At 59.8% G+C, this 22,998-nt stretch carries 20 protein-coding genes and 1 tRNA gene; 5 read left to right on the forward strand and 16 right to left on the reverse strand.

Translation table 11 applies throughout. The annotated features are described in order from the left end of the window. Positions 1-442: 442 nt before the first annotated feature. From rplT to recJ, 9 genes are all read right to left on the reverse strand, one after another. On the reverse strand, positions 443-802 hold the full coding sequence (rplT, locus tag PMX70_RS04215) for a 50S ribosomal protein L20 (protein WP_006234421.1): 360 nt from the start codon (positions 800-802) through the stop codon (positions 443-445). A gap of 46 nt (positions 803-848) precedes the next feature. Continuing rightward, a complete protein-coding gene (rpmI, locus tag PMX70_RS04220) occupies positions 849-1,040 on the reverse strand; it encodes a 50S ribosomal protein L35 (RefSeq protein WP_006234422.1) in 192 nt (63 codons plus the stop codon). 32 nt (positions 1,041-1,072) lie between these two features. Then, positions 1,073-1,642 (reverse strand): translation initiation factor IF-3, encoded by a 570-nt coding sequence (gene infC / locus PMX70_RS04225; protein ID WP_271742979.1) that lies wholly within the window; start codon positions 1,640-1,642, stop codon positions 1,073-1,075. Positions 1,643-1,890: 248 nt separating this feature from the next. After that, positions 1,891-1,977: transfer RNA gene (locus PMX70_RS04230), tRNA-Leu, on the reverse strand. 39 nt (positions 1,978-2,016) lie between these two features. Continuing rightward, positions 2,017-3,450: a transglutaminase-like domain-containing protein gene (locus PMX70_RS04235; RefSeq protein WP_271742980.1), complete on the reverse strand. Its 1,434-nt coding sequence runs from the start codon at positions 3,448-3,450 to the stop codon at positions 2,017-2,019. Positions 3,451-3,800: 350 nt separating this feature from the next. After that, entirely contained in the window at positions 3,801-4,667 is an 867-nt protein-coding gene (fba, locus tag PMX70_RS04240) for a class II fructose-1,6-bisphosphate aldolase (RefSeq protein ID WP_035137086.1), read from the reverse strand. Between the two features lie 193 nt (positions 4,668-4,860). After that, the gene (locus PMX70_RS04245) at positions 4,861-5,544 is read right to left on the reverse strand and encodes an MBL fold metallo-hydrolase (RefSeq protein WP_271742981.1); all 684 of its coding nucleotides are present in this window, start codon (positions 5,542-5,544) and stop codon (positions 4,861-4,863) included. Positions 5,545-5,628: 84 nt separating this feature from the next. Beyond that, positions 5,629-7,989 carry a RelA/SpoT family protein gene (locus PMX70_RS04250; RefSeq protein ID WP_271742982.1) on the reverse strand — a complete coding sequence of 787 codons (2,361 nt, stop codon included), beginning with the start codon at positions 7,987-7,989 and terminating at the stop codon, positions 5,629-5,631. Between the two features lie 15 nt (positions 7,990-8,004). Continuing rightward, positions 8,005-11,292 (reverse strand): single-stranded-DNA-specific exonuclease RecJ, encoded by a 3,288-nt coding sequence (recJ, locus tag PMX70_RS04255; protein ID WP_271742983.1) that lies wholly within the window; start codon positions 11,290-11,292, stop codon positions 8,005-8,007. A gap of 276 nt (positions 11,293-11,568) precedes the next feature. On the opposite strand from recJ, the gene PMX70_RS04260 reads away from it, so the two are divergent. Then, positions 11,569-12,567: a bile acid:sodium symporter family protein gene (locus PMX70_RS04260; protein ID WP_271742984.1), complete on the forward strand. Its 999-nt coding sequence runs from the start codon at positions 11,569-11,571 to the stop codon at positions 12,565-12,567. A 30-nt stretch (positions 12,568-12,597) separates the two neighbouring features. Here the strand turns inward: PMX70_RS04260 and PMX70_RS04265 are convergent, their stop codons facing one another. Then, a complete protein-coding gene (locus PMX70_RS04265) occupies positions 12,598-13,395 on the reverse strand; it encodes a DUF4931 domain-containing protein (protein ID WP_271742985.1) in 798 nt (265 codons plus the stop codon). 3 nt (positions 13,396-13,398) lie between these two features. Beyond that, the gene (locus PMX70_RS04270; protein WP_117736941.1) at positions 13,399-14,076 is read right to left on the reverse strand and encodes a copper homeostasis protein CutC; all 678 of its coding nucleotides are present in this window, start codon (positions 14,074-14,076) and stop codon (positions 13,399-13,401) included. A 284-nt stretch (positions 14,077-14,360) separates the two neighbouring features. Here PMX70_RS04270 and PMX70_RS04275 point away from each other — a divergent pair, with 284 nt between their 5' ends. The 3 genes from PMX70_RS04275 to PMX70_RS04285 are packed head-to-tail and all read left to right on the forward strand — an operon-like array spanning position 14,361 to position 15,578. Continuing rightward, entirely contained in the window at positions 14,361-14,681 is a 321-nt protein-coding gene (locus tag PMX70_RS04275) for a PadR family transcriptional regulator (RefSeq protein ID WP_187362357.1), read from the forward strand. Continuing rightward, a complete protein-coding gene (locus PMX70_RS04280) occupies positions 14,668-15,300 on the forward strand; it encodes a DUF1700 domain-containing protein (RefSeq protein WP_117655177.1) in 633 nt (210 codons plus the stop codon). Before PMX70_RS04275 ends, PMX70_RS04280 begins: the two co-directional genes overlap by 14 nt. A gap of 14 nt (positions 15,301-15,314) precedes the next feature. After that, the gene (locus PMX70_RS04285; RefSeq protein ID WP_271742986.1) at positions 15,315-15,578 is read left to right on the forward strand and encodes a hypothetical protein; all 264 of its coding nucleotides are present in this window, start codon (positions 15,315-15,317) and stop codon (positions 15,576-15,578) included. Positions 15,579-16,086: 508 nt separating this feature from the next. Here PMX70_RS04285 and PMX70_RS04290 read toward each other — a convergent pair. From PMX70_RS04290 to PMX70_RS04310, 5 genes are all read right to left on the reverse strand, one after another. Next, positions 16,087-16,800, reverse strand: coding sequence for an ABC transporter ATP-binding protein (locus PMX70_RS04290; protein WP_006234438.1), 714 nt, complete (start codon positions 16,798-16,800; stop codon positions 16,087-16,089). Next, positions 16,801-17,661, reverse strand: coding sequence for an ABC transporter ATP-binding protein (locus PMX70_RS04295; protein ID WP_271742987.1), 861 nt, complete (start codon positions 17,659-17,661; stop codon positions 16,801-16,803). It lies immediately after the preceding gene. Continuing rightward, the gene (locus PMX70_RS04300; protein ID WP_118405310.1) at positions 17,651-18,730 is read right to left on the reverse strand and encodes a branched-chain amino acid ABC transporter permease; all 1,080 of its coding nucleotides are present in this window, start codon (positions 18,728-18,730) and stop codon (positions 17,651-17,653) included. The genes PMX70_RS04295 and PMX70_RS04300 overlap by 11 nt, the downstream gene beginning before the upstream one ends. Before the next feature lie 9 nt (positions 18,731-18,739). Then, complete coding sequence (locus PMX70_RS04305) at positions 18,740-19,621, reverse strand: branched-chain amino acid ABC transporter permease (RefSeq protein WP_040358647.1); 882 nt, start codon at positions 19,619-19,621, stop codon at positions 18,740-18,742. A gap of 139 nt (positions 19,622-19,760) precedes the next feature. Further along, a complete protein-coding gene (locus tag PMX70_RS04310; RefSeq protein ID WP_271742988.1) occupies positions 19,761-20,948 on the reverse strand; it encodes an ABC transporter substrate-binding protein in 1,188 nt (395 codons plus the stop codon). Positions 20,949-21,566: 618 nt separating this feature from the next. Here PMX70_RS04310 and PMX70_RS04315 point away from each other — a divergent pair. Continuing rightward, on the forward strand, positions 21,567-22,910 hold the full coding sequence (locus tag PMX70_RS04315; protein ID WP_271742989.1) for a homoserine dehydrogenase: 1,344 nt from the start codon (positions 21,567-21,569) through the stop codon (positions 22,908-22,910). Positions 22,911-22,998: the final 88 nt, after the last annotated feature.

Here is a 22,998-nt window from a genome sequence, read left to right on the forward strand (position 1 = left end):
TTTCTCGGGGCCGCCTCTCGGCGGCCTTGCGAAAAACAAATCCAAGTTAGACCATTTCAAATGGTTCGATGTCTGCCCGGATGCGACACTGAATGTGTCCATCCTCGCAGTATCCGGTTCTCAAGGTGCACGCCTGGCGGCTGATCCGGTCCGACCGGGCCGCGCGGCAAGGAGCTATATTGCCAGACCGCGAAGCCCTGTGGGTCGTCAATTCCACTCTTCACAAGTCCTACACAACATATCGCTTTTTATAGCTAATAGAAAGACTGGTGCGGATCTTCCGCACGTATCAGATGATGACCCTTTGGTTTAGGAATATATAGAGATCGGTCACCTGTAAGTGTCTATCTACCCGCGCTTTTAGCAATGTAAACCGCGCTTCAGATAAAAAGAGGGAGCGCCGCGCACACGCGACACTCCCCTAGCGATTCAAGAGAATCTATTAGGCCTCGAGAGCCTTCTTGGCGATGGTAGCCAGCTCGTTGAAGGACTCGATGTCCTCGTAAGCCATCTGAGCCAGGACCTTGCGGTCGAGCTCGATGCCGGCAACCTTCAGGCCGTGCATGAACTGAGAGTAAGAGATGTCGTTCAGGCGAGCGGCAGCGTTGATGCGGGTGATCCAGAGAGAGCGGATCTCGCGCTTCTTGTTGCGGCGATCACGATACTGATACTGCAGGGAGTGCTGGACCTGCTCTTTAGCATGCTTGTAAGTACGCGAAGCGGCACCGTAGTAACCCTTCGCACGGTGCATAACGGTACGGCGCTTCTTCTTGGCGGCAACAGCGCGCTTAATACGTGCCATGTTCTATCAACTCCTAGACGGTAAAACGAAAAACGGGAACGCGAACTTAGGCGAGACGCGACTTGATGACCTTGCGGTCGGCAGCGGCGATCTCGGTCTCCTGACGGAAGCCACGCTTACGCTTGGTGGACTTCTTGCTCAGGATGTGGCTCTTGAAAGCCTTGGCGCGCATAAGCTTGCCGGTGCCAGTCTTGCGGAAACGCTTCTTGGTGCCGCTGTGGGACTTCATCTTAGGCATGAAATACTCCTTAATCGGTTACAGAACACTAGTTACTTGGTATCGCTTGCCGCATTATCCTCATCGAAGGCGCCCTTAATCGGGGCGAGCAGCATAAGCATGTTACGGCCTTCCATCTTAGGCTTGGACTCGACCGTAGCGTAAGGCTTGAGATCCTCGGCGAGACGCTCGAGAACGTTAAGACCCTGCTCCGGGTGAGCCATCTCACGGCCGCGGAACATGATGGTGATCTTAACGCGTGCGCCCTTCTTGAGGAAACGCAGAACGTGGCCCTTCTTGGTCTCGTAATCGCCAACGTCGATCTTGGGTCGGAACTTCATTTCCTTGACCTCGACCTTAGACTGGTTCTTACGAGCGGCCTTGGCCTTCATGGCCTGCTGGTACTTGAACTTACCGTAGTCCATGACCTTGCAGACCGGCGGCTCCGCGTTGGGAGCGATCTCGACCAGGTCGAGACCCTGATCGTCAGCGACGCGCTGGGCATCGCGGATGGCGAACAGGCCGAGCTGAGAGCCATCGACGCCAATCAAACGGCACGAAGATGCAGTGATCTCGTCGTTGATGCGGGTGTCATCAGACTTAGCTATTTTCCCTACCTCCATTCATAAAAAAATAACCCGGCGCTTCTTTGCAACCAGGTCGTACACATAGACATCCTCGATACGAGGAAGGGAATCTAAGTTGTATGACCAGTCAGCTGCTCATTGGCGCCAAAAGGTGGGAACCCTCGGGTTCCTCTTTAGGGCATTGCGGGAACAACGCCTTGCGAATAATAACACGTATAGTGCGCTATCACATTACGTACACGAAAAAGGGGGTCTTGACCCCCTTGAACGCTCAGTTGCATGTATGGTGCCCGAGGCGAGACTCGAACTCGCACGTTGTTGCCAACGGTGGATTTTGAGTCCACTGCGTCTGCCAATTCCGCCACTCGGGCACGTAATGCGTGAGTTAGTTTATCACAGCTTTCTGTTGATTAGTCCGAAAATGGAACTTCGAGCATTTCGATGAGTTCGACCGTGCGGAGCATCTCACGCTGACGGCATCCGCGACCGTCGACCGAAGCCTCACCCATCTGGTTATCGTAAGGGTCCTCGCGCATGCCGTCGAAAGAGGGCTCAAACTCTGCCTGGAATCGATTGTTGGCCACCATACGCCACGGGTCGAGATTGCCAAAGTAGTGATGGCGGCGCCACTCCTCCCCCATCCTGCGAGCAGAAGATCCAAATGACACGTCGGCGTTGAGCCAACCGGTCTGCGGCGTATAGAACTCTGCCCAGTCGTGCGGCCCCACCGAATCGGGCGCAACATACAGGCCGCTCTGCCAACGGGCAGGCACGCCCGCGATACGGCACATGGTGATGAACGTGAGCGCCATAACGCCGCAATCGCCACGGAGCGAATGCGCGCAGTCATCGGCAATAGATCCCAAAAGCAGGTACGGCGGCTGATAGCGATAGTCGATATGCTGCGTCAGGTAATCATAGATAGCACGGGCGCGATCGAGCGGATCCTCGAGTCCGTCAACAACACCGGCCGTCAGCTGCTGCAGATACGGCGTGAATGCAATGTGCGGACGGTCCTCGGAAATATCTTCGGGCAACGGCGCGTCCATACAGGGATGCGCTGGAAGTGCACCCCCATAGATATCGCGATAAGCGGCATCGATTTGATAGCGATAGGTCACCGAGAATGTGCGATCGGTCGAGGAGACCCACGAGGCAGTACGCGCCGAGGCGCTCGCAGGAGCAATGGCCCCCTCCGGCGTCATATCAAGTATCTCGACCTGGGACTGCTGGCGGCAGGCGGCGGCAACGGGAAGCCACGCGCGAACGGTCTCCCCCTCCAAAACACCGGGGACAGACACGCATGCCTTAAGCGTAATGGTGCGAGACAGCCCGCCCTGCGACTCCATCTCCTCGAGCATCTGGTTGCGCAGCGCAATTCCATCCGCAGAATCGGGACGCAGACCCGGAACCTCCTTGGGATACACGCGCAAAGAATCAAGGAAGTTGTCAAGAACGAACAGCTCGCCATCGATAAAGCGCCAATCGATACGCTTGCGGTCAATCAGGTCGTCAAACTGCTCTTCGGTAAACTCAGGCCACTCCTCGCGGATCATCTCGATAGCCCGATCACGCGACACCGAAAAATGAAGCGGCGTCTCGATCATGCGATACCGCTCGGCGCGAACGCAGGCAGCCAGCGAAGGCTCAGGGTTCTGCTCCAAAAGGCGATCGCAGGCGGCAACAGCCTGCGTCAAATACCCGGCATCCTTAAGACGAAGAATCTCAGGCGGTAGCCCAATATCGAGATGGCGAAAATCATCACAGCAAACATCAACAGAGCAACCAACAGGACCCTCGTCAATAACCTTCCCATCCGAAGGCAGCACATCAATAACAGCCACACCAAACTCCAAGTCATTCGAACTCCTGGAGTCCATTGTAACGAGATAGAAAGAAAGCCCCAACAAGGGAGCCATCAACGCCGCTGAACGGTACCTATAAAAATGAATTCAGCCCAGTAACCCTGTAGCGAGTTAACAAAGGAGGCCCCGTTCACCCGGAGCTTTTCCCATTGCGCGACTTCTGGCGAAGCCAGTAGCCACCTTAATTCAGACTCGTAACCCTGCGGCGTTAAACGAAGGAAGCCCCGTCCCCCGGAACTGTTTCCTTGGCGTGACTTCTGGCAAAGCCAGGTGAGCGCAAAGGAAACAGTGTAGGGGGACGGGGCTTCCGGCGGGAAGTTTAACGACGCTTACGCCTTGTTGACGGAGCCAAACTCCTCCATGAGCTCCTTGGTGCGGGCAACGATGTTGTCGCGACCAGGCTTGAGGAGCTTGCGGGGATCAAAGCCCTTGCCCTGCTGATCCTTGCCAGCCTCGATGTACTCGCGGACGCCCTTGGCGAAGACGAGCTGCAGGTCGGTGTTGACGTTGATCTTGGAGATGCCCAGGGAGATGGCCTTCTTGATCTGATCCTCGGGGATGCCGGTACCACCGTGCAAAACGAGGGGCAGGTCACCGGTCTGAGCCTTGATCTCGCCCAGACGCTCGAAGGAAAGGCCAGCCCAGTCGGCGGGATACACGCCGTGGATGTTGCCGATACCGCAGGCGAGGAAGTCGACGCCCAGGTCAGCAATCTGCTTGCACTCAGCGGGATCAGCGAGCTCGCCGCTGGAGGTCACGCCGTCCTCGGTGCCGCCGATGCCGCCGACCTCGGCCTCGATGGACATGCCCTTGGAGTGGGCAAGCTCAACGAGCTCCTTGGTGCGGTCGAGGTTAAGCTGGAAGGTCTCCTCGTGAGAGCCGTCATACATGATGGACGTGAAGCCGGCCTCGATGCACTTGAAGCAGTCCTCGTAAGAACCGTGATCGAGGTGAAGGGCGACGGGAACGGTAACGCCCGTGGCCTCGACGGCAGCCTTGACCATGTCGGCGCAGACCTTGAAACCGCCCATCCACTTAGCGGCACCAGCGGTGCACTGAAGGATCAGCGGAGACTTGGCCTCCTCGGCGGCCTGGAGAATAGCCAGGGTCCACTCGAGGTTGTTGGTGTTGAAGGCACCGAGACCGTACTTGCCGGCCTCAGCCTTCTTGAGCATGTCTGCTGCGTTGACGAGCATAAAAGAAACCTCCTGTAAGGTTGCTCCGATAACGCCTGAGATTTTACCACGGCGCACCCGAGCATAAACGTTCGTTTGTTCACGAATATCGTCCAAACAGACTTTTTTGACCGTTTGCCCTACGGAATCGACCCGTTGGGGAAAATAGCTTGACGTTTGGACGCTTCTCGTGCTTCAAAAGCCGACTATTAAGCTACATCTGCATGAAAGGGTTCTGCATGAGCTCGCGTGCCATGGTGGTCGAATCGCCATGGCCGGTTAGGCAAACGGCATCGGGCGGAAGAAGCCGGGCGAGCTTGGAGAGCGAGCGCAGAATCGCTGCCTCGTCGCCACCGGCAAGATCGGTGCGGCCGTGGCTGCCCGGGAATAGCGTGTCGCCCACAAAGGCAATGTTCCCCTGCTCGGTGGCAGCAAACAAGACGATCCCACCCGGCGTATGCCCCGGCGTCTCGATCACCTGCAGGCAGATATCGCCCACCTCGATAGCATCGCCCTCGGCGAGCAGGCGCGTCGGCTCCCCGGGGTCGGGCGTCTCAATGCCCCACATAGCTCGCTGCTCCTCGATGTTCGCATGCGGCACCGTCACATCCTTAGCACACAGCTCATACTGGCAGCCCTCGCCAACGGTGGTTCGCACGCCGGCAACACCACCAACATGATCGGCGTGGCCATGAGTGCATACGGCGCCAAGCACGCGTACGCCGGGATGCTCGGCTCGAATATGCTCCACCAAACGCTCGCCTTCCCATGCGGGGTCGATAATCACGCACTCATTGTCCGAAATAACAGCATAGCTATTGGTCTGAATGGGACCGTTTACGAGCGTCTCAATCTCGACCGATCCCTTGGGAGTTAAATCCAAGGACACAGCACTCATGTCCCTCTCCTCTCTATAGAACTCGAGGCATCAAACGATGCCTCGAGCGTAGCGAATATCAATAATGTGACACGTTCGTCGCGACTAAACGCGGCGCTTAAGCTGGGCTCCACCCTCGCCGGGCATCAGGCGGCGCGCATCGTAGACCGAGTCGACGCTGCTGATAGAGGCCAGCAGCGGATCCAGACCGCTCGCGTCCGAGATCTCGACCATAAAGCGCAGGGTTGCAATACCCTCGCGGTTGGTCGACGTGGCGGCAGAAAGGATATTGCCGCCCGCGTCGCCAATGGCAATGGTGACATCCTTGAGCAGGCCCATGCGGTCCAGGCACTCGACCACGATCTCGACCTGGAAGAGGGTGTCGGCAGCGCCGTCCCACTCCACTTCGATCATGCGCTCGGGATGCTCCATAAGACCCTTGACGTTGGGGCAGTTGGCGCGATGCACCGAAACGCCACGACCGCGCGTGATGAAACCGACGATGTCGTCGCCCGTCACCGGATTGCAGCAATGCGCCAGACGGACCAGCAGGCCGCTGTTGCTCTCGCCCTTGACGATAATGCCGTTGCTGGCGCTCTTGCCGCGCTTTTGCGGCTTGCGGTTGGAACCGCGGGCAGGCTGCTTGACGACCTCGGCAATAGCCTCGGCCTTGGAGAGCTGCTCCTCGGGCTTGGGGTCCAAGATTTGCTCGACCTTGTTACCCACAGCGCGCGGGGCAACCTTGCCGGCGCCGACGGCGGCAAACAGGTCCTCGAGCTGCTTGTAATTAAACTGCTCCGCCACGGCGTTGAGCGCACGCGTGGATCGCGGCGTAGAGATGCCGTACCCGCGCTTGCGCAGGTCCTTGGCCAGTATATCGCGGCCGGCGGCAGCGTCGTCGTCCTTGGTCGCGGCGGCAAAATAGCGGCGGATCTTTGACTTGGCCGAAGGCGTCTTGACGATCTTGAGCCAATCACGCGACGGCTTGGAGCTCTTGTTGGTCAGGATTTCAACGCGGTCGCCCGTCTTGATCTCGTGCGTGAGCGGCGCTACCGCACCGTTGATCTTGGCGCCGACGCAGTGGTTGCCGACCTCGGTGTGAACGGCGTAGGCAAAGTCGAGCGGCGTGGAGCCGGCACGAAGTGCCATGACCTCGCCCTTGGGCGTAAAGACAAAGATCTCCTGGTCGAACAGATCGACCTTCAGCGAGTGCAGGTATTCCTTGGCGTCGGTGATCTCATCAGACGCAGCCCAATCGAGCGAATGTTTGAGCCAGTTAATCTGGTCGTCCAAGCGCTGGGCATCATTGGTCTTAGACGCAGACGATCCGCCCGACTTCTTATAGAGCCAGTGGGCGGCAATACCGTACTCGGCCTGCTCGTGCATATCGTAGGTACGAATCTGAATCTCGAGCGGACGAGCCGTGGGGCCGATAACCGTCGTGTGGAGCGACTGGTAGTTATTGACCTTGGGCATGGCGATATAGTCTTTAAAGCGCCCGGGCATGGGGTGCCACAGCGTATGCACCGCACCGAGCGTGGAGTAGCAATCGCGCACCGAATGCGTGATGACGCGCAGCGCCACCAGGTCGTAGATCTCGGAGAATTCCTTGCCCTTGCGCTTCATCTTTTGGTAGATGGACCAATAGTGCTTGGAACGGCCGTTGATCTGGAAGTCCTCCAGGCCAATGCGGTTGAGCTCGTCGGTGAGTGTCTTGATGGTCTCGGCCAGATAGCGCTCACGGACCTCGCGCGACTCCGCCACCATGCGTGCGATGCGCTGGTAGGCGTCGGGTTCAAGGTAGAAGAAGGACAGGTCCTCGAGTTCCCATTTAATGGAGCTCATGCCCAGACGGTCGGCCAGGGGCGCATACACGTCCATGGTCTCGCGGGCCTTAAACAGGCGACGGTCCTCACGCAGGGCCGCAAGGGTGCGCATGTTGTGCAGACGGTCGGCAAGTTTGACGATGATAACGCGAATGTCTTTGGACATGGCGAGGAACATCTTGCGCAGCGTAAGCGCCTGCTTCTCGTCCATGCTATCGACTTCGATGTTGGTGAGCTTGGTCACGCCATCGACGAGCTCGGCCACCGTATCGCCAAACAGGCCGGACACATCGGCAAGCGAGGTCTCGGTATCCTCGACGGTATCATGCAGCAGCGCGGCGCACACCACATCGCAGTCCATCTTGAGATCGGCCAAAATGATGGCCACCTCGACGGGATGGTTGATGTACATCTCACCCGAGCGACGCTTTTGGTTGCAGTGCTTCTCGGCAGCAAAGCAGTAGGCCTGCTCCACCTTAGAGAAGTCGTCCTCATTCATATATTTGAGGCACAGGCGCTCCAGCTTGTCGTAGCTGTCCGCCATAATCTCGGGCGGCAGCTCATCGGCATGCTTATAGTGCTCCATCTCCGAGAACGGCTGGAGGGTGGAATCATGGGCGGTACGGGCTGCGGCATCCATCGAGGTCCCCTTCCCCTAGGCCCGCGGTACGATCGGGCGGTTAACTTTGGCTAGCATATCAGAAGCGCACGAATCGAGCGCCCAGCTCCGGAAAGCTGAGAACTCCATGCGCGAGCGCAAGCCCTCCAAATAGCGAATTGACCTGCTCAATTGCACGCGGCCGGGGTTTTCGGCCATCGCGATGCGACGGGTGTCGTCAAACCCCGAGACGCAACAGAAACCAAGCTCTTCGAAGATTCCCAGGCCACTTTCCACCGAGCGCTCGTCGACCGGCGTGCGAGCATCGATGGCAAGGCACATCTGCGCGATGTCGATATCGCTCGCGCTAAAGGAATCGTCCCCGGTCTTGCCGCGGTTGGAGCGCCACATGGTTTGCAGCGCGCGATAGAGCGTGACGAGCTCGTCGCGCTCGGGCGCATAGCAGTCGAGTAGGCGCTCGTTAATGCGAGCGTCACGCGACGAATAGAGCAGGTGGATCACGGCAGGTTGGCCGTCGCGACCGGCACGTCCGCTCATCTGGTTAAACTCAATCGCGCCAAACGGCATGTGATAGAGCACGACATGGCGAATATCGGGAAGGTTGACGCCCTCGCCAAAGGCAGAGGTCGAGACGATGCAGCTGAGGCTTCCGTCACGAAACGCCTCCTCTACGCGATGGCGGTCGGTGCGCGTAAGGCCCGCGTTGTAAAAGGCGATATGCGACGCGTAGTCGGGAACGCGTTTGCGTAGCGTCTTGGCAAGCGCCACGGACTGATCACGCGAGTTGACGTAGATGACGGTCTTCTCCCCCGTCGCCACGATTGACACCAGGCGGTTTTCGCGGCTCGCAAGATCTCGGTCATCCTCGAGCTGCAAGTTCTCGCGCACCGTCTCGTCGACCACCGTACGGGTAATCGGTAGCACGCGGGCGAGCTCGGCCACAACCGGAGCCGTTGCGGTGGCAGTCGTGGCCAGAACGACCGGGTCGCCCAGAGCCTTGAGGATATCGGGCATGTCGAGATAGGCGCTGCGGTCGCCGCCCTTGGCAAGACCGGCATGATGCGCCTCATCGATAACGACAAATCCGATACGCCCCGAGCGCGCAAAGCGGTCGCGGTGAATAGACAGGAACTCAGGCGTCGTGAGCACGATGCCGGTGCGGCCCGAAGCCAGGCCGGCAAACACGTCATCGCGCGCTGCTTCCACGGTCTCGCCGGTCAACACGCCCACGCCAATCCCAAGCGCAGCCATCGTCGATGAGAGGTGATAGGCCTGGTCGGCAACGAGCGCACGCAGCGGATAGACAAAGATGCTCGCACGCCCACGAAGGACCGCCTCGCGCGCGGCGTGCACATGGAAGATAAGAGACTTGCCGCGCCCCGTTCCCATAACGGCCAGAACACTTTGGTGATCGGCCAGGGCATCGAGTGCCTCGACCTGCGCGCGATGTGGCTGGTTCGAGCCGATAAAGCTATGGATAAGCGAGCGCGTGAGCTCGGTATAAGAAAGCTGGGCGAGCGTCTCGCGTTTACGCAACTCCAGGCGCAGGCCAGAATCCGCCGGTTGTACGCCGCGACGAAGCTCACATGCCGGGTCGTCAACGCTGGGCGCCGCGGTATCGCGCACCAAGACATCTTTGATCATGAGCTTGGGTTTTACGCGACCTTGCCAATGCTCGGCCACGGCCTCGAACACCAAATCGACAGCGCTATCGCAATTGATGAGCTTATCGATCTGCGGCACGCGGAACATAATGGCCGGCACACTCGCAGCGCCATCGGTCGCCACGAAGCGCATGTGCTCGCCGGTTTTGCCCACCACGGCGCGATCGCACATTGTCACGCCCTCGGCCGCCAACAGCGGCACCTTGTTGCCCTGGCCAAACGGCTCAAGACGAGAAATCTGCTCGATGGTCTCGATATTCAGCTCGGAGAGGTCGACCGTGGCGGCAACCTCGTCGGTGTCCTCAAAGTCCTCGGCGGGAAGCTCCGATAGCACGGCGGAAAGGCGGCGGCGGAACTCATCGAGCTTGGACGCCTCGATGGTCACGCCCACCGCGCCCGCATGTCCGCCGCGACGAATCAGCAGATCGGAGCAGCGTTCTACGGCGTCGAACAGGTTGACCTTACCCACCGAGCGACCCGAACCGCGAGCGATACCGTCTTCAATCGAGAAGAGCAGCGCCGGCACGTGATAACGGTTGGTCAGACGGCTCGCTACGATACCCTTGACGCCCTCGTGCCAGCCCTCGCCACCCACGACGATTGCGCGACCGCCATCATAGGTCTCCTCGACCCTTGCCATGGCATCGCGTGTGAGCTCCGCCTCGATCTCGCGACGCTGACGGTTGATCTCCTCGAGCTCGGCCGCCAGCGCGCTTGCCTCAATAGGATCGCGGGCAAGCAGCAGGTCGAGCGCCAGCTTGGGATCGGCCATGCGGCCGGCAGCGTTTAAGCGGGGAATGAGCGAAAACGACAGGCCGTCGGCCGTAATGCTAGAGAGGTCGGCCTTGGCGAGCGCGGCCAGCGCGATATAGCCGGGACGGGCGGTCACGCGCATCTGCTGGATGCCCTCGGCGACCAGTGCGCGATTCTCGGGCGTGAGCGGCATCATGTCGGACACGGTGCCCAGCGCCGCAACCTCAATCAGCGAACGCCAATACGACGGCTTGTCCAGACGCTCACCCAAAACCTGCACCAGCTTGAGCGCCACGCCGGCACCGGCAAGCTCACGCGAAGGGCCCTCGTCCTCGAGCTTAGGGTCGGTCAGGGGCACGCCCTGCGGCACCTGATCGGAGGGCTCGTGATGGTCCGTGACCACCAAATCGATCCCCAGGCTCTCCAGATAGGAGACCTCTTCCTTGGCGGCAATACCGTTATCAACGGTCACGATCAGCTGGGGGCGAGCGAGCTCGTTAACGCGGTCGAGCGCCGCGCGCGAAAGACCGTAGCCCTCGTCAAAGCGATGTGGAATAAACGGCGTGACATCGGCACCAAACGCGCGCAGTGCCTCGGTCAACAGACAGGTCGACGTAATACCGTCAACGTCAAAATCGCCAAAGACCGCGATGTGCTCGTGGTTGCGAATGGCACGCTCGACGCGGTCGGCAACGACCGCCATGCCCGGGATAATGAGTGGGTCGGCCCAGTCGCGATCGAGCGAAGGCGTCAAAAACAGCTGGCCTTCTTCGATGGATGTAATGCCGTGCGCAACCATAATGCGCGCCACCAGCCCGGGTATGCCCAGGCCAGCCGAAAGCTCCTTTTCGAGCTCGGGGTTTTGCTGAGCGACCGCCCAGCGATGCGTCGTCTTAAGCGATGACATAGGCACCCACCCCCGATAGGGGCAGGTCGCCGCGATACCTCTCACGGTTCATAGCGATGAGTCCTCTGTGTATGCCCGCTTCGGCAGGCAGATCTGTTGAACGGATTTATTATACCGTGCAGCGCGGACGCAAATCGCCGCAGCACGCCGCGGTTTCGGTAAACGATGCCGGTAATAGCCTCGAAATAATCGAGCGTTTCTGACGCACGGACGCACGCGAGCGTCTAGCATATCCATTCAAAACGGATTCACGAGCAAAGGGAGTCACAAGAGCATATGAAGCAATGGGTTGGACTGGGCAAGTTTCTCGCGGGGCACATGCGGGTCATCGTTCCGATTTGCGTGACGCTCGGCGTACTCTTTCCCCAGCAGATCGGCGTGCTCAAGCCCATCGTTCCCGCCCTGTTTGCCTTTATGACGTTTCAGGGTGCGCTCAGCAACACCTTTCACCAGGTAGCCGAGGTGTTCCACCGTCCGCTGCACCTGGTCTTGGCGCTGCTCGTCTCGGCGGTGCTTATTCCCATCGCGGCGTATGCCATGGGGTCACTCTTCTTTGGCTCCAATCCCAACCTTGTCTGCGGCATCGTGCTCGAATACAGTGTGCCCGTGGCAGTCACCGCCTTTATGTGGATTAGCATGTTCGGCGGCAACGGCCCGCTCGCGCTCACCATCATCCTGACGTCCTCGGTCATCTCACCTGTGACGATTCCTCTTACGCTCAAGCTCCTGCTGGGCGCCACCGTCTCGATCGACGTGCCGAGCATGATGCAAGACATGGCCTTTATGATCGCCATCCCCGCCGTGCTCGGTATCGTCATTAACGAACTCACGCGCGGCTGGGGTCATGAGAAACTCTCCCCCGCGCTTTCGCCCGCCTGCAAGTTCATGATGATGGGTGTCATCGCGTCCAACTCCACCGCCATGAGCGACTACGTGCTGCACATGAACACGGTGCGCCTGGAAGTCGCCCTCTTTATTTTGGTCTTCGCCATCAGCGGCTTTGTCGTCGGTTTTCTGGTCGCCCGTACGCTGCATCTGCCATATAGCGAGACGACTACCATGTGCTTTACCTGCGGCATGCGTAACATCTCTTCGGGTGCCGTCATCGCCACGCAGTACTTTCCGGGCGAAGTCGTGTTCCCCGTCATGTGCGGAACGCTGTTTCAGCAGGTGCTGGCCTCGATTATCGGGCACCTCTTTGAGCGCCTAACCGGCGAGGAGCGCGCCAAACAGCGCAAGCGGGTCGAAGCCGGCCGCGACGCGATGGCACGCTAGGCAGCACACTTTTCGCAGGCGTTCGCCTTGCTATGCGAGCGTTTCCAGCTGCGCGCGTAGGCGCTCAGCATCGATATCGAGCGTGGTCTCGGCATTGACCTGGGCCAGACGATAGCCCACAAAGTAGGGCGAAACCACCCAACGCGGCAGCGCCTTGGCAATAGTCCGGCCGTCCATGTGGTAGAAGAACAAGTTGTACGACTCTGCGCGACCACCGTGGTGCCCGTTTAGGATATAGCGCAGAGCTACCTGGATCGCATCGGCAAAGAGATCCGCCTCGGCTTGGTCTCGTGCGTCATCGCTGGCGGCGATTCCCTGCGGAGCCGAGACGTTGACCTCAAAGAACCCCATGATCGGTTCGGTTGAGATATTGACCGAGATTCTCCCCTGTTGCCAGACATTGATGCCTTCAAAATTGGCTGAGGTCAGCGCCGCATAGTCGTCCTCCTGTTCCAAGCCCACAATCTGCATGTGCGGATGGACGAGGCTGCCGCCCGAAAGCGGGCCTTTGTTCTTGTACATGAGCACACTGCGGTACTGCTGGGAATCGATCATCTGCTGCCAACAGCCCAGGGCAAACCGCATCACATGATGCAGCTCATCCGGTTCATAGGTCACCAGGTCGGCGTCGTGATTGGCCGACTCGATCAATACGGTCTGACGGGTGGCCCGCAAGGTCTTGAACTTATTCTCGAGCCAGATGCAGTCACCATCGCGCTCGATGATGTTGGCGAGCCCCTCCGTGTCGCAAAAGGGGCACGCGGTGCCAGGGCGACGATTATCGTCGGGCTTGCCGCTCGCCTGCTGAACGTCAAATACCAGCGCCACGGGTTATACCTCCAGCGGCACAATCTTGGTGCCATGGAGCTCGGAGACGCCCAGTGCCGCCGCCACGGTATCGCGATTGGCCGTGGAAATGCCGCCACCGGGAAGAATGGTCAGGCGGTCGCCCGCATACTCGACAAGACGCGACAGGTGCTCCAGGTTGTCCTCGATCGGCGTTCCGGCAGCACCACCATGCGTCAGGATGCGCGTGATGCCGCAGTCGGCGAGCGTGTCAATGGCATCGAGCTGAGCCTCGAGCGAGAGCTGGTCAAAGGCCATGTGAAAGGTGATATCGATGGCCCCGCGCTTGCACTCCTCGGTCGCGCAGCCCGTAGCCATCACGAGGGCGCCGAGGGTGAGCTCGTCGAGCGCCCAGCCGCCGGCACAGGGCTTGCAGCAGCCAAAGACCAGGCCGTCAACGCCGGCGCTCACGGCAAGACCCAAGTCCATCTCCATCATGCGCAGCTCGTCCTGGTTGTAGTGAAAGTCACCGCCACGCGGGCGAATCATGCACATCACTCGCGCGTCATGCTCGTGAGCATAGCTGACCGTAGTGCTGATAACGCCGGCCGAGGGCGTGGTACCACCGACGGCAAGGTTGTCGCACAACTCGATGCGCTTAGCACCGGCATCGATAGCCGCCGGCACACGCTCAAAGTTCTCGGCACAAAACTCGTACAGCATAGATAGCCCCCAGGAGACATTTCGATTTCCACACGGCATTGTCGCACGTTAAATAGCAACCCGCACGATGGAACAAAACCTTGACAAGGAGTGTCCCAAAGTGCCGGCACATAAGGAACGTCCCCAGGTGCCACCTTGAGCGATGGGTACTCATTTAAGTACGTCCCCAATGAGTACCCGCAGGGGACAGACAGACCGGACTCCCTATACGACAACTGTTGACATCATATACTATATGTCATATAGTAGGTGTTACACAGTATACTACGAAAGGAGGTGTGCGGATGGAGGCACAGATGAAGCGCGGCTTCCTCGAGGCCTGCGTGCTCGCGGCCGTCTCGGGCGAGGAATCCTACGGCTATCAGATCGTGAAGGACGTGCCCGCGAGTATGGGGCTCACGGAATCCACGCTCTATCCGTTGCTCAAGCGCCTGGAGAAGGCGGGCTGCATCACCGCGCGCTCCGCCGAGCACAACGGGCGGCTGCGGAGGTACTACCGCATCACGGACGCCGGGCGCGAGCGTATCGCCGAGTTCCTCGCCGAATGGCCATCCGTGCAGGAGATCTACCGTTACGTGGAGGGGGCGCACCATGACGCGCGATGAGTTCTTGAACCGGCTGGGCGAGCTTCTGGCCTGCCTGCCGGCAGATCAGGTAAAGGAAACGCAGGAGTTCTACGCGGAGGCCATCGCCGACCGTATGGAGGACGGCATGACGGAGGCCGAGGCTGTGGCCGCCATGGGCACGCCCGGTGAGGTCGCCGAGGCAACGCTCGACGAACTGCCCGCCGTGCCGCGCGCGATCGCGAGGACCAAGCGCAAGAGCACGGCACTTCTATGGGCGCTCGCCATCGTGGGCTCTCCGGTATGGATTCCGCTGCTGCTCGCGTTCGTCGCCGTTGCCGCTGCAGTCTACATCTGTATTTGGGTTCTTGCGCTCTGCGTGTGGATCGTGGCCGCGGCATTCGGGGGCGCGGGCCTGGTAGGGCTCCTGTTCGCCGTGGACGGCATCATTATCGGGCATGTTCCGTACGTTTTGGCCTCGATGGGAATGGGATTCGCTTCCATCGGTGTGGCGCTCCTCACGGGAGCCGGCGCCTGGACGGCGTCCAAGCAGATCGCGCGCCTCTCTGCCCTTTGGGCGAAGAAAGCCGTTTCGCCCTTCTGGAAAGATCGAGGCAATAAGAGCCGCATGGGCGCCGAAGCGGCGCCGCTCACGGCATAGGAAGGAGTGCAAACATGTCCAGCGTAAAAAAGATTTACCTTGCCGTAGCGGGTGGGCTTGTTGCCACGGGGCTCGTCCTGGCTGCTATCGGATTTGTGGCCTCCGGCTTTAACCTCGCTGTGCTCAACACGCAGATCGACCTGCGCGATGACACCATCATTCTGGGTGGTGTTGAAATAGACGACCCGACAGGGCTTCCACTCATCGAGCAGCTTGCCGAGGTCGGCGAGATCCATATTGGATCTGCAACGACTGGTTCGTCTTCTCCTCGCAAATGATCGAGCTCGTAGCAGCCGCCCCCCTTCGGGCGCACCACGACGGGCATGAGCACGCCGCGCTCGGAGCCTTTTTGCGAGACCTTCCGTCACGCTCTTCCTGCGTGGTGAACCGGTCATCGACCGACGAGAGGCTGATGGGAATCTCTCGACTTCGGGCCAATCCCGCTCACCGATCTGGTCTTCCTTCGTGATGCGCACATAAGCGAGCAGACACCGCGCAGAGCTTCAGCGCGGCCGCACTTCCACGTCTATGACGGAGGTGCCCGGCGGCGTCTTGGCGATCCCCTTGTTTGCAGGCGTTAGCGCGTGGGGATCGCCCACTCGGGGGCCGAGGCCGCCGAGGACGGCGGCGAACCTCGCGGTGTCATTCGACATCGCGAGGTTCCCGGACCATGACCACCTGGCCTCGTACCGCGGCATAGCCCCAAGGGTGAGGAGCTTCGGCACGTCGATCAGGGCGCCCGCGCAGCGTCGACTGGTCCGCCGTTCGGTAGAACGGCGGAACCGCCTAGCCGCCCAAGTAAGCTTTACGCACGTTGTCGTCGTGCAGCAGCTCTTGGCCGGTGCCGGTCATGGTGATCTTGCCGGTCTCGAGCACGTAGCCACGCGTGGCGATCGAGAGCGCCATCTGCGCGTTCTGCTCGACCAGAAGCACCGTGGTGCCGGCCTTGTGCAGGTCCTCGACAATCTGGAAGATCTGCTCAATCAGAATCGGCGCCAGGCCCATGGAAGGCTCGTCAAGCATGAGCAGCTTGGGGTTACTCATAAGGGCGCGGCCCATAACGAGCATCTGCTGCTCGCCGCCCGAAAGGGTGCCGGCGACTTGGCGACGGCGCTCCTTAAGGCGAGGGAACTGCTCGTAGACGCGCTCAAGGCCCGGAGCCACCGTGGACTTGGGCTGCGTGTAAGCGCCCATCTCCAGGTTCTCCTCGACCGTCATCTGCAAAAAGGCACGACGGCCCTCGGGCACCTGGGCCAGGCCCTTGCCCACCAGCTTGTCGGCAGGCGTATGGGTAATGTCCTCGCCCATAAACTTGATGGAGCCGGTCTTGGAACGCAGCAGGCCCGAGACAGTCTTAAGCGTTGTAGACTTGCCGGCGCCGTTAGCACCGATCAAGGCCACGATCTCACCCTCGTTGACGTTAAAGGAGATGTCCTTGATGGCGTGGATAGCGCCGTACCAGACGTTGATGTTGTAGACGGAAAGCATCGGCTCTGCCATTTAGTTCTCCCCCTTATCCTGCTTGCCCAGATATGCCTCGATAACGGCGTCGTTGTTCTGAATTTCCTCGGCCGTGCCCTTGGCGATGACCTTGCCAAAATTAAGCACGCAAATGCCCTCGCAAATATTCATGACGAGCGACATATCATGCTCGATAAGCATGATGGCAATGCCAAAGGTGTCGCGAATCTTGACGATGTTCTCCATGAGCTCGGCGGTCTCGGACGGGTTCATGCCGGCAGCAGGCTCGTCGAGCAGCAGCAGCTTGGGGTTGGTGGCAAGCGCGCGGACGATCTCCAGACGACGCTGGGCGCCGTAAGGCAGCGAGCCGGCCTGCTCGTTTGCCAGGTGCTCCATATCAAAGATGGACAGCAGCTCCATGGCGCGCTCGTGGGCGGCCTTCTCGTGCTTCCAGTACGTCGGCAGACGCAGCACGCCCTCAAAACCAGAGTAGCGCTCCTGGTTGTGCAGGCCGACCTTAACGTTGTCCTCCACCGTCATGGTGTTGAACAGGCGAATGTTCTGGAACGTACGGGCGATACCCATACGGTTGACCTGGTAGACGGACTTGCCCGAGGTGTCCTCGCCGTCGAGCAGGATAGTACCGTGCGTGGGCCGGTACACCTTGGTGAGCAGGTTGAAGACCGTGGTCTTACCGGCACCGTTGGGACCGATCAGACCGGCGATCTCGGTCTTACCGATGGTCAGGCTAAAGTCGTCGACTGCCTTAAGGCCGCCAAATTCAATGCCCAAGTGGATGCACTCGAGCGCCGGGCGCTGGCCCAGGTCGCGGTCGGGAACGATGGCGCCAGAAGGATACGGGACCATCTTGCCCTTGTTGAACTCAAACTTACTGGGCATCGGCTGCTACCTCCTTCTTGGAAGCAAAGCGGTCCTTAATGCGTGCGAAGAACGCCTTGAGCTGCGGGTTGTTGGTAAAGATCATGACCAGGATCAGCACGATGGCGTAGATGAGCATGCGGTAGTCCGAGAACTGACGGAGCAGCTCGGGAAGCACCGTGAGCAACGCCGCCGCGATGACGGAGCCGCGCATATTGCCCAGACCGCCCAGGACCACGAATACCAGGATGAGGATGGACGTGTTGAAGTCGAACTTGGTGGCGGAAAGCTGCGAGAAGTTACCGCCGAAGAGAGCTCCGGCAGCACCGGCGAGGGCAGCGGAAACCACGAAGGCGATCATGCGGTACTCGGTGACGGAGATGCCTACGGACTCGGCTGCAATCTTGTTATCGCGCACGGCCATAATGGCACGGCCGGTACGGCTGCGAACCAGGTTGAGTACAATCACGAGCGCGACCATAACCAGGATGGCACCGGCGAGGAAGGTCGAGTACGTCGACACGCCCGAGGCACCCTGGGCGCCCTTGATGATGGCGGTGCCGTCCTCGAGCAGGTGCAGGTCGTCGATCGTAGAGTTGCCCGTGATGTTAAAGATCACGTGCAGGCCGCGGGAGTCGACACCCACAATGAGGCAGGTGACGATCTCTTTGATGATCTCGCCAAAGGCCAGCGTCACGATAGCCAGGTAATCGCCGCTCAGACGAAGGACCGGGATGCCAATCAAGAAGCCCAGAATGGCGGCAGCGATGGCGCCGACCACGATACTGATGATAAGGCGCACCGGATCGGAGGGAACGGCGCTCTCCAGCGCGACGGCGGTGACGATGCCCGTATAGGCGCCGACGCTCATAAAGCCCGCGTGGCCCAGCGACAAGTCGCCCGCGATACCGACGACGAGGTTGAGGGAAATGGCCATGACGATATAGGCCGTAATGGGGACCAGCTGACCGGCGATCATGCGCGGAATCATGTGGTTAGACTGCATAAAGAACACGATGGCGAACGCCACAAGGCACATGGCGTACGTAACAAAGTCGTGACGCGTCTGCTTGTCTTTAAGAAACTTCATAACGCTCACCTACACCTTCTCGGGGACGTACTTGCCCAAGAGGCCGGCAGGCTTGACGAGCAGGACGATGATCAGAACACCAAAGACGATGGAGTTGGCAAGGCTCGTGGAAATGTAAGCCTGTGCCATCGCCTCGATGATGCCGATAAGAATACCGCCAACAAAGGCACCGGGAATGGAGCCGATGCCGCCGAAGACGGCAGCGTCGAAAGCCTTGATACCAGGCATGGCACCCGTGGTGGGCTGCAACACCGGCGAGTAGGAGCACAGGAGTACGCCGGCGATGGCGGCGAGGGCGGAGCCGATGGCGAACGTCATCGAGATGGTGCGGTTGACGTTGATGCCCATGAGCTGAGCAGCGGCCTTGTCCTCGGACACGGCTCGCATGGCCTTGCCCATCTTGGTCTTACCCGTAAAGAACATCAGGCCGGCCATGATAACCAAGCAGGCGACGATGGTGACGAGCGAGACGGCGCTTACGTTAAACTTGGCCAAGAACTCCGGCACCGGAAAGGTGACGAGCGAAGTGAAGTTCTTGGGTGTGGCGCCCCACAGAAGCTGCGCGGCGTTCTGCAGGAAGTAAGACACGCCGATAGCCGTGATCAGAACGGCCAGCGGACCTGCTTGGCGCAACGGCTTATAGGCCAGACCCTCAATGAGGACACCGAGAACCGTGCAGACCACACAAGAGAGAACTACAGATGCCCAGCCCGGGAGGCCGAGATACGACGTGGCGCAGAACGAGACATAGGCACCGACCATGATGACATCGCCGTGAGCGAAGTTCAGCATCTTGGCGATACCGTAGACCATGGTGTAGCCCAACGCGATGATGGCGTAGACGCTGCCCATGGACAGGCCGTTGACCAGGTATTGGATAAAGACCGTCATGTTCCACATCCCCCTTTCGAATAGGTTTCCAGTTGATGTATGAAACAGGGACGTTACATCGTCCCTAGATACCAAGCAAGCAGGGAAGGCCACAACCTCCCCTGCTTGGGATCAAAACCGCTCTATGTAAGGCGGCCTATTATGCCTGTACGTACTTGCCGTTGGTGATGACGTACGCAGTGGGCTCCTTCTGGACCTGGCCCTTATCGTTCCAGGTGAGCTTGCCGGTCAGACCGTCAACGGTAATCTTGAGCATAGCCTTGGGCAGCTTCTCGGAGACCTCGGTCGGGTCGGCGTCGACACCAAGACCGGCCTCCTTGAGGGCCTCGGCCACCGCGTGCACGCCGTCGTAGGCGTCGGCGGCAAACTGGTCGGGGGTATCGCCGTACTTATCCTTGTAAGCGTTGACGAAGTCGGCGTTCTTCTCGTCGTCGGCGGAGAACGGGGTCATGAGCAGCAGACCCTCGGCAAGAGAGGTGTCGAAGCCCTCAACGCCCAGGATGCCGTCCATGCCGTCGCAACCCATCATCTTGACGTCGTAGCCCATATCCTTGGCGTTCTTGAGCAGGACGGACGCCGGCGTGTAGTAGATCGGCGCGAAGATCATGGTAGCGCCGGCCTGCTTGGCCTTGGTCAGCTGGTTGGTAAAGCTCGTAGCAGAATCGTCCTTAAAGGTCTCCTCGTCGACAATCTCGAGCTTGGACTCAGCGGCCTGGGCCTTAAAGGAATCCGCGATACCCGAAGAATAGGCGTCGCCGGAGTTGTAGAACAGCACGAACTTCTCATCCGCATACTTCTCTGCCAGGAACTTGGCAGCGTTGACGCCCTGGTTGGGGTCGGTGAAGCAAACCTGGAAGACGCAATCCTTGCCGTCAGTGACGTCCTCGGAGGACGCGGACGGGGTGATCATGAACGTCTTGGGGTCGTTACCACACTCAGCGGCAACGGCAACCGACGCACCCGTGGTGGTCGGGCCGACGAGGGCCTGCATGCCCCAGTCGAGCAGGGTATTAAAGGCGTTGACGGCCTTCTCGCCGTCGGCCTGGTCGTCCTCGGCCTTGCTGGCAAGCGGCAGCTCCTTGGTGGAGAAGTCCTTGCAGCCAAGCTCGACGCCCTGGGTAACGGACTTGCCGTAAGACGCGGCGGCACCGGTCAGCGGGCCGATGGTGCCGATCTTAAACGAAGCGTCGCTCGAAGCGGAACCGCTGTCGCCGCCGTTGGAGGAGCAGCCAGCTAGAATGGACATCGCCCCCAGACCTGCTGCGCTCGCGATAACGCTCCTGCGATTCATAACAGGGTTCAATGACTTACCGGTGAGGCTCGACATGCGGCTCTCCTCTCAAATCTCGTCGGGTTTTGGTTACCCGACAGGCCATCCTTCGCCGTGTTCGGCGTTCGCAAAATAGTAGACGCTTTAGTTAGGAAAAGTGGCGGTTATTTCGACTTTTCTTTGGATTTGTTCATTTATCCATAATTATGCGTATTTATATCGGTTTATGCAGTTTAGCCACTTTATTGTGTGAAAGCAATGTTTCCGTTCTGTTACAAGCGCTCCTGCCCTGATAAAACAGCCTCACCGGTCGCGTTTTGTACGCACCTAGGCGGCGATGTACTTGCCGTCCTGAATCACCAAAGTCGACGTTTTTCTCGTCGTCGGCGGAGAACGGCGTCATGAGCAGCACACCCTCGGCAAGAGAGGTGTCGAAGCCCTCGGACCGTTCATGCCGTCTCTTGCGGTACAGGGCAAACCTTATGGTGCAAACGTTGACAGTTTGTTACGGAGTTCCGTTTGTAGCGAGCATGTTTCCAATGTTTCCGCAGCGTTTCGGGGGTGCCGTTTTGTGCGACTCCTGTTGCCTGACGAGCACACGCCCTCGGTTCACGCTAGAATGCACTCAACCTTTAAGCGGTTAATCCATCCATAAGATGCACGAAGGAGCTATCTATGAGCGAATCCCTGCGCACCGTGAACGTCGGTCTGATCGGTTTGGGAACCGTCGGCGGCGGCGTGGCCCGTCTGATCAAGAGCCACCACGATGAGTACCTGGCAGCCTACGGCATCGACCTTAAGCTGACCCGCGCCTGCGCGCTTGCTTGGGAGCAGGCCGAGGCGGCAGGCATTGGGCGCGAGGCCTTTACGAGCGACTGGCACGATGTCGTCACCGACCCCGCCGTCGACATCGTCGTCGAGCTGATTGGCGGCGAGCATCCCGCAACCGAGATCTTCACCACTGCCTTCGAGAACGGCAAGCATGTCGTCTCCGCCAACAAGGCCCTGCTGGGCCGCCATGTCGAGACGCTTGCCGAGAAGGCGCGTGCGTGCGGCGTGCAGATTAAGTGCGAGGCCAGCTGCGGTGGCGGCATCCCCATTGTCAGCACACTCGAGCACGACCTGGTGGGCAACAAGATCCTGACCATCGCCGGCATCCTCAACGGCACCACCAACTACATCCTGTCGCGCATGGACGCCGAGGGCGCCGATTACGCTGACGTGCTTGCCGACGCGCAGGCCAAGGGCTATGCCGAGGCCGACCCGTCCGCCGACGTCGACGGCTTCGATGCCGCCAGCAAGACGGCCATCCTCGCCTCCATCGGCTTTGGCACCCGCGTTACCACCGACGATGTGTACCAGCAGGGTATCCGCACCATCGGCGCCGAAGACATCGCCCAGGCCCGCGAGCTCGGCTACACCATTAAGCTGCTCGGCATTGCCCGCAACACCGACGCCGGCGTCGACGTCCGCGTGCACCCCACGCTGATTCCCGCCGACCACATGCTCGCCAAGGTCAACGGTGCCATGAACGCTGTCTACGTGGTAGGCGACGCCGTGGGCGAAACCATGTTCTACGGTGCCGGCGCAGGCTCCTTCCCCACCGCGAGCGCCGTCGTGGGCGATATCCTGTCGCTCTCCGAGCAAATCAGCCGCGGCGTGGCTCCGCTGCCCGAGATTGAGCCCTATGGCCACAACCTCACCTTTAAGCCCATGGACGAGCTCCAGACCAAGTACTATGTGCGCCTGAAGGTCGCCGACCGCGTGGGCGCCCTGTCCGAGACGGTCGACATCTTTGCCAAGCACAACATCTCGATCTCGCTCATCAACCAGGTCGAGGACGGCAAGTCGGGCATCAGTGATGCCTGCTCGGTCATCTTCCTGACGCACCGCGCGCTCGAGAAGGACGTCCAAACTGCCGCCGCCGAGCTTGCCGGCGTCGACTGCGTGGCCGAGGTCGCCAACGTCCTGCGCATCGAGGACGTCGAGGCCTGGACCGAAGGCGTCATGGCCAACTAGTCCACTACTTCGAACCCCAACGGAGCTCAACGCAAAAGGCGCGCTGCCTGCATCAACCGCAGGCAGCGCGCCTTCTATTATTTGGACG

The organism is Collinsella aerofaciens, assembly GCF_028206795.1.
In the GTDB taxonomy this organism is placed as follows: Bacteria; Actinomycetota; Coriobacteriia; order Coriobacteriales; family Coriobacteriaceae; genus Collinsella; species Collinsella aerofaciens_AX.

Excerpts from the sequence above, each read along its gene's own strand:
- PMX70_RS04285 (WP_271742986.1), top strand. The coding sequence starts at position 15,315 with ATGTCCAGCGTAAAAAAGATTTACCTTGCCGTAGCGGGTGGGCTTGTT.
- rpmI (WP_006234422.1), bottom strand. The coding sequence starts at position 1,040 with ATGCCTAAGATGAAGTCCCACAGCGGCACCAAGAAGCGTTTCCGCAAG.
- fba (WP_035137086.1), bottom strand. The coding sequence starts at position 4,667 with ATGCTCGTCAACGCAGCAGACATGCTCAAGAAGGCTGAGGCCGGCAAG.
- PMX70_RS04300 (WP_118405310.1), bottom strand. The coding sequence starts at position 18,730 with ATGAAGTTTCTTAAAGACAAGCAGACGCGTCACGACTTTGTTACGTAC.
- PMX70_RS04270 (WP_117736941.1), bottom strand. The coding sequence starts at position 14,076 with ATGCTGTACGAGTTTTGTGCCGAGAACTTTGAGCGTGTGCCGGCGGCT.
- rplT (WP_006234421.1), bottom strand. The coding sequence starts at position 802 with ATGGCACGTATTAAGCGCGCTGTTGCCGCCAAGAAGAAGCGCCGTACC.
- PMX70_RS04305 (WP_040358647.1), bottom strand. The coding sequence starts at position 19,621 with ATGACGGTCTTTATCCAATACCTGGTCAACGGCCTGTCCATGGGCAGC.
- PMX70_RS04295 (WP_271742987.1), bottom strand. The coding sequence starts at position 17,661 with ATGCCCAGTAAGTTTGAGTTCAACAAGGGCAAGATGGTCCCGTATCCT.
- PMX70_RS04250 (WP_271742982.1), bottom strand. The coding sequence starts at position 7,989 with ATGGATGCCGCAGCCCGTACCGCCCATGATTCCACCCTCCAGCCGTTC.
- PMX70_RS04275 (WP_187362357.1), top strand. The coding sequence starts at position 14,361 with ATGGAGGCACAGATGAAGCGCGGCTTCCTCGAGGCCTGCGTGCTCGCG.
- PMX70_RS04290 (WP_006234438.1), bottom strand. The coding sequence starts at position 16,800 with ATGGCAGAGCCGATGCTTTCCGTCTACAACATCAACGTCTGGTACGGC.
- infC (WP_271742979.1), bottom strand. The coding sequence starts at position 1,642 with ATGGAGGTAGGGAAAATAGCTAAGTCTGATGACACCCGCATCAACGAC.
- PMX70_RS04245 (WP_271742981.1), bottom strand. The coding sequence starts at position 5,544 with ATGAGTGCTGTGTCCTTGGATTTAACTCCCAAGGGATCGGTCGAGATT.
- PMX70_RS04315 (WP_271742989.1), top strand. The coding sequence starts at position 21,567 with ATGAGCGAATCCCTGCGCACCGTGAACGTCGGTCTGATCGGTTTGGGA.
- PMX70_RS04280 (WP_117655177.1), top strand. The coding sequence starts at position 14,668 with ATGACGCGCGATGAGTTCTTGAACCGGCTGGGCGAGCTTCTGGCCTGC.
- PMX70_RS04260 (WP_271742984.1), top strand. The coding sequence starts at position 11,569 with ATGAAGCAATGGGTTGGACTGGGCAAGTTTCTCGCGGGGCACATGCGG.
- recJ (WP_271742983.1), bottom strand. The coding sequence starts at position 11,292 with ATGTCATCGCTTAAGACGACGCATCGCTGGGCGGTCGCTCAGCAAAAC.
- PMX70_RS04310 (WP_271742988.1), bottom strand. The coding sequence starts at position 20,948 with ATGTCGAGCCTCACCGGTAAGTCATTGAACCCTGTTATGAATCGCAGG.